Origin of the sequence: Epibacterium ulvae (assembly GCF_900102795.1) — a bacterium.
Lineage (GTDB): Bacteria > Pseudomonadota > Alphaproteobacteria > Rhodobacterales > Rhodobacteraceae > Epibacterium > Epibacterium ulvae.
This window is the reverse complement of sequence record NZ_FMWG01000002.1, coordinates 329877-341591: the sequence shown is the minus strand read 5'-3', so window position 1 is coordinate 341591 and position 11715 is coordinate 329877. Positions and strand designations below refer to the sequence as shown.

Sequence of the window (11715 nt, the reverse complement as noted above, 5' to 3'; positions counted from 1 at the left end):
CAGATGCCGCAGATATCCTATGAATTGTCGCTTTACATCTGTGGGAATATGTGGAGTTTCCGATAGGAAATTATCTAACCACCCTCAAGCCTGACGGAGCCCAGATGAGCACTACAACACGTGACCCCGGTTTCTTTACCCAATCCTTGGCCGAGCGCGATCCTGAGCTTTATGGCTCGATCACCGATGAGCTGACACGTCAACGCGACGAAATCGAACTGATCGCTTCGGAAAACATCGTTTCTGCAGCAGTTATGGAAGCACAGGGCTCTGTGCTGACCAACAAATACGCCGAAGGCTACCCCGGCCGTCGCTATTATGGCGGTTGCCAGCATGTCGATGTAGCAGAGAACCTCGCCATTGACCGTGCCAAGCAACTGTTTGATTGCGGCTTTGCAAATGTGCAGCCAAATTCCGGCTCTCAAGCAAACCAAGGTGTGTTTCAAGCCTTGCTACAGCCCGGTGACACAATTCTGGGCATGAATCTGGCCTCCGGCGGCCACCTGACCCATGGTGCTGCCCCCAACCAATCCGGCAAATGGTTCAACGCCGTTCAATATGGCGTACGCCAACAGGATTGCCTGATCGACTATGACGAGGTCGAAGCACTGGCCGTTGAACATCAACCAAAAATGATCATTGCAGGTGGCTCAGCCATCCCGCGCCAAATCGATTTCGCGCGTTTTCGTGAGATCGCCGATAAGGTTGGTGCATATCTGCATGTCGACATGGCGCATTTTGCGGGTCTGGTTGCGGCAGGAGAGCACCCCTCCCCCTTCCCCCATGCGCATGTAGCAACCACAACCACGCACAAAACCCTGCGCGGCCCACGCGGTGGGATGATCCTTACCAACGATGAAGCAATCGCGAAAAAGGTTAATTCTGCAATCTTCCCCGGCATTCAGGGCGGACCCCTGATGCATGTGATCGCAGGCAAAGCTGCCGCATTTGGTGAAGCCCTGCGCCCCGAATTCAAAACCTACCAGAAACAAGTTCGCGCCAACGCAGTCGCACTGGCAGATGAATTGATGAAGGGCGGGCTGGACATCGTAACAGGTGGGACAGACACCCATGTGATGCTGGTCGATCTGCGCCCCAAAGGTGTCACAGGCAATATCGTCGACAAAGCACTGGGACGTGCCCATATCACCACCAATAAAAACGGCATTCCCTTTGATCCAGAAAAACCAACCGTAACTTCAGGCATTCGCCTTGGCACTCCAGCGGGCACCACGCGCGGCTTTGGAGAAGACGAGTTCCGCGAAATCGCACAGATGATCGTCGAAGTGGTCGATGGTCTGGCGGCAAATGGCGCGGATGATAACGGAGATGTGGAAGCCGCTGTACGCACTAAGGTTGCAGCACTTTGTGCACGTTTCCCTCTTTACCCAGACCACTAAAAACCGGCACAGCTGATTTGGCCTGAAAACGGAGCCACCGCAGATCTCATCTGCGGTGGCTTTTTCACAGAGGGCTCCCGCCCCCTCTCGGCGCATTACATGCGCAGGCTCCAGGCCTTGGGCCTAGCCCTGTGGCTCAAATCTGAGCCACAGGGCTGCACCGCAGAACAATCCGCGCTGCGCAATTACCCAACGTTTGCCCCAACGCATGTGCGCCTACCTCTGACAGGTTCAACCTGAGGCGGCCCCCCTGCATCGATACAAGAGAAATCCGTAGTCCTATAGAAAACCGCGCCAGCGTAAGACGAAGAACATCGCACAGACCACGACAAGCAGAGCAAAGACGGTCGCTCCAAGCACATCCAACACCAAACCTTTACGCCGTTCGCTCACGTTGATCTCAGAAAGATGGCGCGAGACATCTTGCACTGCCGCCCGCAACATCTCCTCGTCTTGCAACATCCGCAATTTGGGATGTTTCAACAAAGGCAGCGCCTGCGCGACCAACAGCCCTTTTTGATAGATATCACGGGGCAGACGACGACGTGAGGCGGCAAGGGCGCGCGGCAGATCTCCACGAACACCATCTTGCTGTCGTAACAACACATGCATCTCTTCGATTTCTTCAATCAATGCTTCTGACATGCGGATTACACGCTCCATAGGTCTTCTCATCTACGCCAACTTTTAAATCGTTATTAGTGTCTTCTCAATGGGGCTGGCGCCGCACGTCTTCCATCGTTATCTAATCTTTATGCTGAATATGATTACCCACGGTGCTGAAACCGACCGCCCTCCACTTATCATTGTCCACGGCCTTTATGGCTCTGCGCGCAACTGGGGCGTAATTGCAAAGCGGCTGTCAGACGAACGCCAGGTGATCGCAGTAGACCTTCGCAACCATGGCCACAGCCCTTGGAAAGACAGCCACAGCTATCCCGAACTTGCCGCAGACCTTGCAGATGTGATTGAAACGCTCAATGGCCCTGTGGATGTGATCGGCCATTCAATGGGAGGAAAAGCGGCCATGATGCTGGCGCTACTTCACCCTGAGCACGTTGGTAGATTGCTGGTCGCTGACATTGCGCCCGTTTCTTACACGCACAGCCAAATCCAATTCATCGAAGCAATGCGCAAAGTTGATCTGATGGCTCTCTCACGCCGGTCAGACGCTGAAACGCAATTGGCCGCAGCCGGCGTTGATCCAGCATTGCAAAGCTTTTTCACCCAGTCTCTGGATATCCCAAACAAACGATGGCGATTGAATCTGGACGTGCTTGCCGATCAAATGTCTTTGATCCTTTCTTTTCCAGAAGGGCTTACGGAAAATTGGACAAAGCCCGCGCTTTTTCTTTCAGGGGCTCAGTCTGATTACGTCAAAGCCGAATATCGCCCGCAGATTAAATCCCTATTCCCTGCCGCACGCTTTGCAAAAATACCGGGTGCCGGACATTGGTTGCATGCGGAAAAACCACGCGAGTTTGAAGCGGCGGCTCGTGCGTTTTTCAACGCCAACTTCGATTAAATTATGCAAATTTGGTACGGGCGGCGGGACTCGAACCCGCACGGGCATACGCCCCTCAGATTTTAAGTCTGGTATGTCTACCATTCCATCACGCCCGCACCGAGCGTCGCAAACACATCAAATGATACATTTGCTGAGATTGGAGATACCCATACCCGTCGGGAGGTACAATATCATTTTGCACCTCACCCCGTATTAATTTCAAAACCACCCCTAAAGAGCGGCAAGCGCTGCATCTTCTTTCACCGCCTGCATCGCCACATAGGTCGAGGTGGAGGCGACATGCGGGAGCGAAGAGATCTTCTCTCCCAGAACAGCGCGATAGGCCGACATCGACTGTGTGCGCACCTTCAGCAGATAATCAAAATGTGAGGCCATCATATGGGCCTGCTCGATCTCAGGAATACGGGCAATCGCCGCATTGAATTTGCGCAAGGCAGCTTCGCGCGTGTCATCCAGTTTCACTTCGACAAAGGCCACGTGATCCAGGCCAAGCCGGATTGGATCAACCATCGCACGATATCCTGTTATAATACCTTCCGCCTCCAACCGCTTCAGGCGCGCTTGTGTCGGCGTTTTGGTCAATCCGATTTTACGTGCCAGATCGGCAATCGAAATACGGCCATCTTCTCCCAGAACAGCCAAAATCTTACGATCAAACCCATCAAGTGCAGGATAGTTCATTTGCACCAAAAATCTCCAAAACTTAGGTACGATTGATTTATATTAACAATAATTCAGGCGAAAAACCCATGAAAAAAGCGCCATACTACCCTCAAAGACTATTGAGGAGGCTTTGATATGACTGTGTTACCCAGATTACGTGACCGCATTGATCTGCAAACCTATGCAGATCCGGAACAAAAGCGAGACGAGCTGATTGCGACCGCCGCACTCTCGGCTGAGGATCGCAAAGCGATCTGCGGCCAAGCAGCTGGATTGGTGCGTGATATACGTGGCCACAGCGCCCCTGGCCTGATGGAAGTGTTTCTGGCGGAATATGGATTATCGACAGATGAAGGTGTTGCCCTCATGTGTCTGGCCGAGGCCCTTTTGCGGGTCCCCGATGCGGAAACAATTGATGCGCTGATCGAAGACAAAATTGCCCCTTCCGATTGGGGAAAACACCTTGGTCATTCCTCTTCCTCTCTTGTGAATGCGTCAACCTGGGCTTTGATGCTCACAGGAAAAGTGCTTGATGAAGGGCGCAGCCCAGTTGGCGCCTTGCGCTCTGCCATCAAACGCCTCGGCGAGCCCGTGATCAGAACGGCTGTTGGGCGCGCCATGAAAGAAATGGGCCGCCAATTTGTCTTGGGTGAAACCATCGAATCGGCAATGACGCGGGCACGCGGAATGGAAGACAAGGGGTATACCTACTCCTACGATATGCTGGGGGAAGCCGCACGAACCGAAGCAGATGCAGCCCGTTATCATCTGTCTTATTCAAAAGCGATCTCGGCAATTGCAAACGCTTGCACATCAGATGACATTCGCAAGAACCCCGGTATTTCGGTCAAACTTTCCGCGCTGCATCCTCGCTATGAACTGGCGCAGGAAACCCTTGTCATGGAAGAGTTGGTGCCGCGTCTAAAAGCGCTCGCTCTATTGGCTAAAGCTGCCAAAATGGGCCTGAATGTCGATGCCGAAGAGGCCAACCGCCTGTCCTTGTCACTTGAAGTGATCGAGGCCGTTGTCTCAGATCCAGCTCTGGCTGGATGGGATGGTTTTGGCATCGTGGTACAGGCCTATGGGCCACGTACAGGTGTCGCACTGGATGCGCTCTATGAAATGGCGGACCGCTACGATCGCAAGTTTATGATCCGCCTTGTCAAAGGGGCTTATTGGGACACCGAAGTCAAACTGGCGCAGGTCGAAGGCATCGATGGGTTTCCGGTTTACACCAACAAAGCGTTGACCGATGTGTCATACATCGCCAATGCACGCAAACTGCTGAATATGACCGATCGGATCTATCCGCAATTTGCCACCCACAACGCACATACCGTCAGTGCAATCGTGCATATGGCACAAGAAGGCCAAGCTTTTGAATTCCAACGCCTGCACGGCATGGGGGAGACCCTGCACCAATTGGTTCTGGAGCAAAACAAAACCAACTGCCGGATCTACGCCCCCGTCGGCGCACACCGCGATCTGCTCGCCTATCTGGTGCGGCGATTGCTGGAAAATGGCGCAAACTCCTCGTTCGTGAACCAGATCGTTGATGAAAGCGTCGCACCCGAACGTGTCGCCACCGATCCGTTTGACCAAATCGGCGACCTGAAACGTCAAATCCCAACCGGACCCGAACTATACGGAGCAGAGCGACCCAATTCTAAAGGGTTTGATCTGGCACATGCCCCCACTCTGACCGCGATTGATAGCGCGCGAACCCCGTGGCGCGCCCATAATTGGGTCGCGCGGCCTCTGCTGGCCAGCGATACCACCGGATCGGCCCCGCAGAACGTCATGAACCCCAGCGACCATGCACTTGTTGGAGAAAGCTCTGAATGTCGTTTGGAAGATGTCGAACAAGCACTGAATGATGCCGCACGCTGGTCCGCGCCAGCACAGGAACGCGCAGAGATTTTGAACCGGGCCGCTGATCTTTACGAAGCGCACTATGGGGAACTCTTTGCACTTTTGCATCGTGAAGCTGGCAAAACATTGATGGATGCCGTTGCCGAACTGCGCGAAGCCGTCGATTTTCTGCGCTATTATGCGGCCAATATTCCCGCTGCAGACCCTGCCGGTATCTTTACCTGTATCTCGCCCTGGAATTTCCCGCTTGCGATTTTCACCGGTCAAATTGCGGCAGCGCTGGCTGTTGGCAATGGTGTTCTCGCAAAACCAGCGGAATCGACCACGCTTATTGCACATCGTGCAGTGCAGCTTTTGCATGAAGCAGGCGTGCCGCGCACAGCGCTGCAGCTTACCCCCGGCCGCGGTCGTGAAATTGGTCCCCTTCTCACCGGAGATCCGCGCGTATCTGGTGTGGCTTTCACCGGTTCTACAGCCACAGCGCTGCATATCCGCACCGAAATGGCAAAGGGTCTGCGCCCGGGTGCGCCTTTGATCGCCGAAACCGGTGGTTTGAATGCAATGATCGTGGATTCCACCGCCCTGCCCGAGCAAGCCGTGCAGGCCATTATCGAAAGCGCGTTCCAATCCGCAGGGCAGCGCTGCTCAGCATTGCGCTGCCTGTACCTGCAGGAAGACATCGCTGACACCGTGCTTGACATGTTGAAAGGTGCAATGGATTGCCTGCACTTGGGCGACCCTTGGAACCTGTCTACCGACAGCGGCCCAGTTATCGACAGCCGCGCACAATCCGGGATCCTTGCCCATATCAGCACGGCGCGCAGCGAAGGTCGGGTGATGCATGAACTGCATCCGCCACAAGGCGGTACCTTCGTCGCCCCAACCCTCATCGAAGTGTCCGGGATCGATGCGTTAAAAGAAGAAATCTTTGGCCCGGTCCTGCATGTTGCCCGTTTCAAAGCACGGGATCTGGACAAGGTGATAGAGGCCATCAATGGCACAGGCTATGGGTTGACCTTCGGTCTTCACACCCGAATTGATGATCGCGTCCAACACGTCTGCGATCGCATCAAAGCGGGCAATATCTATGTAAACCGCAACCAGATCGGCGCGATTGTCGGCAGTCAACCTTTTGGGGGTGAAGGCCTTTCCGGCACCGGCCCCAAAGCTGGCGGGCCGCTTTACCTCAGCCGTTACTGTGCCCCCGACCGGCAAACATCAGCTGAGACCTTTAACAATAGCACCCGTGTTGTCCCGGCCCCTACGGGCACCGCCGCACAACCGACAACACAGACCTTGCCCGGACCAACTGGAGAGTCAAACCGCCTCACCACCGCGCCGCGCTTGCCCTTGCTTTGCATGGGACCCGGCAAAAAAGCAGCTGCAGAACAGGCCAAGGCCGTGCATTCCCATGGCGGTCTCGCCATACAAATGGCCGACAATCTGGATCTTGATCAGCTGCGCACGCTGGATGCCATCGCAGGTGTCCTTTGGTGGGGCGATGAACAAACCGCACGTGAGATCGAGCAACATCTAGCCGCCCGCGACGGCGCGATATTGCCGTTGATCCCCGGATTGCCAGACCGCGCACGCGTGATGGCTGAACACCACGTCTGCGTCGACACCACCGCTGCAGGCGGCAACGCATCGCTATTAGGAGGACAGGGTTAGCGCCCTCCCCTCCGACCAACGCTGTCACAGGGTACTTTCTCAGTATCCTGTGACAAGATCACAATAAAAAAACCCGCTCCTGTTTCGCGACAGGAGCGGGTTTTTTTGAATTTCATGATGCGTCAAAGTTAGCGGCGAATGACTTTTGCAAAGTTGTCAAAGATCACTTCATTGCCACACAGCACGGTGCCGGAATCGATTACTTTGTCTTCGGGGTCCATCGCCTGAACAAAGCCACCAGCCTCTTTGATGATGATGATACCGGCTGCAATATCCCAAGCATTCAGGCGGCGCTCCCAGTAGCCTTCATAGCGGCCAGCGGCCACATAAGCCATATCCAACGCAGCAGAACCCCAACGGCGCACACCAGCACAGGCTGGCATAATCTGCGCAAGATCCTGAATGGTTTCAGGCAGATCAGAACGCCCGCCAAAAGGAAGACCGGTTGCAAAGATAGATTCAATCATACGATTGCGCCCAGAAACCCGGATACGGGTATCATTCATCCAAGCACCAGCGCCTTTTTCTGCAAAATACATCTCATCCTTGGCCGCGTCATAGACCACACCCGCAACGATTTTGCCCTTGTGTTCAAGCGCTATCGAAACCGCCCAATGCGGCAAACCGTGCAAAAAATTGGTGGTCCCATCCAAAGGATCAACGATCCAGCGCCGGGTTGGGTCTTCACCGGCTTCCTCGCCGCCTTCTTCCGCAAGCCAACCATACGTCGGACGCGCACCGCGCAATTCCTCTTTGAGAATTTTTTCAGCAGCGATATCCGCCCTTGATACAAAATCCCCTGCCCCTTTCATCGAGACCTGAAGGTTTTCAACCTCGCGGAAGTCCTTTACCAAAGAGCGGCCTGCCGCACGGGCCGCTTTGATCATCACATTGAGGTTTGCACTGCCAATCATGAGTATTGGAATCCTGTATCGGTAGGGAGGAGATGTCGGTCAAGCCGTGCCTATACGCCGCATCACGCCCCTTGCCAAGAGGGTTTCACCTATATTCACCCTGCAAATCAACGGATAGTTAACCTGTGCTACACTTGCAGTTTGCGCGCCTCGGATTTTGCGAGGCGAACCAGTTCTTGCACAAAGGGTTTCTCTTCATCCTCACTGCGGATCGCAGCATATAGGCCGCGCGTCACCCCGGTTTCTGTTAAAGGCCGTGTCACATAATCAGAGTTATATTTTACTTCGCGCACCACCCAATCTGGCAAAACCGAAATTCCACGATTAGAGGCCACCAACAATAAGATCACCGCAGTCAATTCAACCTGCCTGACATGGGCTGGCTCCACCCCTGCCGGGATCAACAGCTGACTAAAGATATCCAGCCGTGTTTTATCAACTGGGTAAGTAATCAGCGTCTGGCCTAGAAAATCCTCAGCCTCTATGCAGGATTTCTCTGCCAGTGGATGCTGTGCAGAGGCCACAAAAACAGCTTTGTAATCAAACAGGTGAAGAAAGGTAATGCCCGGAATATCTTCTGGGTCAGAAGAGACCACCAGATCCACTTCTTCTTTTTGCAATGCAGGCAAAGCATCAAAAGCAAGGCCCGGACGGATGTCCACGTCCACATCCCCCCAGTTTTTGCGAAACCCTTCCAACACTGGAAACAGCCATTCAAAACAAGCATGGCATTCGATTGCAATGTGCATTCGGCCGGTTTTCCCGCTGCGCAACGCCGAAAACTCAGCTTGGGCAGCTTCCACTTGTGGCAAGATCTGATTGGCCAACCGCAACAGGCGTAAGCCTGCCGCAGACAGTTTCAACGGCTTAGAGCGACGTACAAAAAGTTCGACACCGGTTTGATCTTCCAAACCTTTAATCTGATGGCTCAGCGCACTTTGTGTGATGTTTAACTGATCCGCCGCACGGGCCAGCCCGCCCAATTCATGAATGGCTTTTATTGTCCGGAGGTGACGAAATTCTATGTGCACCGGTCTATGATCCTTGGGCTATTGGTTGTTCGCATTTTAAGCAAATGCAAGATATCTTACTCATGTGGCGTAACATTGAATTTCTTGGCCAGAGCCTCAGGGCGACTAAGCGTTTGCCTGACCTTGGCTTTTTCAACCAATGTACCATGAACGAATACCGCCCCAATGCCAAACCCTCAATCCATTCATGTTATTCTTGAGAATATTGAATTTGTCTCACATCTCTACGCGTGCAACAAGGGGTCAAAGCAAACAGAGGACCGTATCCATGTCGACGCCCCAGATTTCATTTGAATTCTTCCCGCCGAAAAACCTGGAAGCCTCTTTCCGCCTGTGGGACACGGTTCAGGTGCTGGCGCCACTGGCCCCGCGATTTGTCTCTGTCACCTACGGCGCGGGCGGTACCACCCGCGAGTTGACACGAGAATCTGTTGCAACCTTGCACAAAACTTCTGGTCTGAATGTGGCCGCTCATTTGACCTGCGTGAATGCCTCTCGCGCTGAAACGCTGGAAATTGCCGATCAGTTTGCGGCTGCTGGTGTAAATGAGATCGTCGCCCTGCGTGGTGACCCGCCAAAAGGGGAAGGCAGCTTTACGCCTCACCCCGAAGGGTTTGCAAATTCTGTTGAACTGATCGAAGCGCTCGCAGAGACCGGAAAATTCAAACTGCGTGTTGGTGCCTATCCTGATCCACATCCCGAAGCCCCAAATGCGCAGGCGGACGTGGATTGGCTAAAACGCAAGATTGACGCAGGCGCCGATGAAGCGCTGACACAGTTTTTCTTTGAGGCCGAAACTTTCTTTAGATTCCGGGACGCCTGTGAAAAGGCCGGGATCGATGGCGACAAGATCACGCCGGGCATTCTCCCCATCGAAAACTGGAAAGGTGCGCGCAACTTTGCAAAACGCTGCGGCACATATATTCCCGCATGGGTTGATGAAGCTTTTGAAAAAGCGACCCGCGATGACAGAGAAGACCTTTTGGCAACAGCGATCTGTACGGAGCTGTGCTCAGAACTGGTTGATGGTGGCGTGGAGCGTTTGCATTTTTACACCCTGAACCGCCCAGAGCTGACCCGTGATGTCTGCTTTGCACTTGGCATTTCACCAAAAGTTGCACTGGAACATGTCGCCTAAGCAGGGCTGCGCCTCTTTTACCCACAGCGCGCTATCTTGCAGATCGGCGTGCTGTTGTGTTCAAAGTTGATATATCATGTTGACCATTCAGATGACGCACACTGCTGTGCAGTCGTTCTGTACGGTCACGCCCCTGTCTGCGCCGACCACGTAACAGAAAGATCTTTCCCCATCCGCGCCAAGTGCCAACAGAGGGCGCATTTGGATCAACCGGGAACCGCATGCGCCAGTCTTGAGGCAAAGAAAGGCCGCAATCTTCGGCCTTTTCCAACATCCAGACCATCGAGAGGTTTGCGAGGGGACGCGCCTCTTCGAAGCCCCCTAACTGGCCGCCGATGTCGCCATGGCTGCCGCGAAACCAGACTTGTTCAACATGGCCCTGCCATCCTTCAGGGCACTCCCACAACACAGGTTCAAACACCTGCCGCGTCTCTTCCATTGCAAGCGCCTGATAGCCGTTTTTGATATGTCGCCCCAGCTGATGGTTGTGAAAGGCATGCTGGTTTTCCGCCCAGCGCCACAACAATGGAAGACGCAGACCCAACGCCTTTACCGTGTCCCAGACGCCGACCATTTCAATATCCACGTTCTGATGGCAATGGTTATCGCGAAAACGCGTAATCATATCAGGCGCTGACTCTCTTTGATAATGTCTGTACGCTGTGCGGATATTGCGCACGGTCGCCTCTTCGGCCCGCAACAAGCCGATCTGGTCGATTACCCCGGCCAAAGAACGCACAGCATAGGCCCCGCGTGAATAGCCAAACAAAAAGATCCGATCCCCCGGACGATAGCGTGATGCGAGGTAGCCATATCCACGTCGGATCTGACGATTGATCCCACGCCCCATCATCACATCTGGTGCGCTTTTCCAGCCACGCCACTGAACCCCAGCTTCGTAAAAGACGGAAATCGACGCCCCCATTTCGGTACACATATGATATAGCCGTCCCGCATGGGTTTCCTGTCCTGCATCAAGGGTCGACATGGTGCCATCTAAGATAATCACATGGGTTTGCGGCCCACGAAGCTTGCTCTCTGCAGAATGTTCAGAACGCAAAGGGCGTCCCAGCCATTCAAGAACAGTTGTGCTGAGCTGCTTCAGGATCATCCTTTTTGTCTTTCTCAATTCGGCTGCAGGTCCATCAAGATCGGACGCGACAGGTTAGTCTGTACAAGACATACGAACTGTAACAACCTCCGTTCAATCAGCGAACTCTCTTATGGCAAGATGCTAAGATGAGAGCCACCTTCTGTATTCAACATGTGTATCGACACCCTTGTCCACAACACACAGCAGTCGAACGATAGCGTGAGGCACGTTACAATCGCACGCTTTCGTTCAGCCTGTCGTAAAATGCTTTCAATATCGTAACACAAGCGCGCGCCTCATACAGTGTCGCGACGGTTATACCCTCGCATAGACCAGAACATACTCACCGGATCCGGCATTCTGCGGCAACCTCAATCCAATAGCGCGCAGCGGGCGTTAATCCCA

The 11715-nt window shown here is 53.8% G+C and carries 9 protein-coding genes and 1 tRNA gene; 4 read left to right on the top strand and 6 right to left on the bottom strand.

Features of this window, described 5'->3' with window-relative positions:
* Nucleotides 1-104: 104 nt before the first annotated feature.
* Nucleotides 105-1400, top strand: coding sequence for a serine hydroxymethyltransferase (glyA, locus tag BLP79_RS04150; protein WP_090216623.1), 1296 nt, complete (start codon nt 105-107; stop codon nt 1398-1400).
* A 279-nt stretch (nt 1401-1679) separates the two neighbouring features.
* Here the strand turns inward: glyA and BLP79_RS04145 are convergent, their stop codons facing one another.
* Nucleotides 1680-2063, bottom strand: coding sequence for a hypothetical protein (locus tag BLP79_RS04145; protein ID WP_090216621.1), 384 nt, complete (start codon nt 2061-2063; stop codon nt 1680-1682).
* Nucleotides 2064-2154: 91 nt separating this feature from the next.
* On the opposite strand from BLP79_RS04145, the gene BLP79_RS04140 reads away from it, so the two are divergent.
* The gene (locus BLP79_RS04140; RefSeq protein ID WP_090216619.1) at nt 2155-2925 is read left to right on the top strand and encodes an alpha/beta fold hydrolase; all 771 of its coding nucleotides are present in this window, start codon (nt 2155-2157) and stop codon (nt 2923-2925) included.
* 12 nt (nt 2926-2937) lie between these two features.
* Here the strand turns inward: BLP79_RS04140 and BLP79_RS04135 are convergent.
* Both BLP79_RS04135 and BLP79_RS04130 read right to left on the bottom strand, forming a co-directional pair.
* Nucleotides 2938-3023 (bottom strand) — tRNA-Leu (locus BLP79_RS04135).
* 115 nt (nt 3024-3138) lie between these two features.
* Nucleotides 3139-3609 (bottom strand): Lrp/AsnC family transcriptional regulator, encoded by a 471-nt coding sequence (locus BLP79_RS04130; RefSeq protein WP_090216617.1) that lies wholly within the window; start codon nt 3607-3609, stop codon nt 3139-3141.
* Between the two features lie 117 nt (nt 3610-3726).
* Here BLP79_RS04130 and putA point away from each other — a divergent pair, with 117 nt between their 5' ends.
* A complete protein-coding gene (gene putA, locus BLP79_RS04125; protein WP_090216616.1) occupies nt 3727-7134 on the top strand; it encodes a bifunctional proline dehydrogenase/L-glutamate gamma-semialdehyde dehydrogenase PutA in 3408 nt (1135 codons plus the stop codon).
* Nucleotides 7135-7262: 128 nt separating this feature from the next.
* Here putA and BLP79_RS04120 read toward each other — a convergent pair whose 3' ends face one another.
* Together BLP79_RS04120 and BLP79_RS04115 are read right to left on the bottom strand one after the other, a co-directional pair.
* Complete coding sequence (locus BLP79_RS04120) at nt 7263-8048, bottom strand: inositol monophosphatase family protein (protein ID WP_090216614.1); 786 nt, start codon at nt 8046-8048, stop codon at nt 7263-7265.
* 128 nt (nt 8049-8176) lie between these two features.
* A complete protein-coding gene (locus BLP79_RS04115; RefSeq protein ID WP_090216612.1) occupies nt 8177-9079 on the bottom strand; it encodes a LysR family transcriptional regulator in 903 nt (300 codons plus the stop codon).
* Between the two features lie 268 nt (nt 9080-9347).
* Here BLP79_RS04115 and metF point away from each other — a divergent pair, with 268 nt between their 5' ends.
* The gene (metF, locus tag BLP79_RS04110; protein WP_090216610.1) at nt 9348-10217 is read left to right on the top strand and encodes a methylenetetrahydrofolate reductase [NAD(P)H]; all 870 of its coding nucleotides are present in this window, start codon (nt 9348-9350) and stop codon (nt 10215-10217) included.
* 31 nt (nt 10218-10248) lie between these two features.
* Here the strand turns inward: metF and BLP79_RS04105 are convergent, their stop codons facing one another.
* Nucleotides 10249-11328, bottom strand: a complete 1080-nt coding sequence (locus BLP79_RS04105; protein WP_090216608.1) for a DUF2235 domain-containing protein — start codon at nt 11326-11328, stop codon at nt 10249-10251.
* Between the last annotated feature and the right edge of the window lie 387 nt (nt 11329-11715).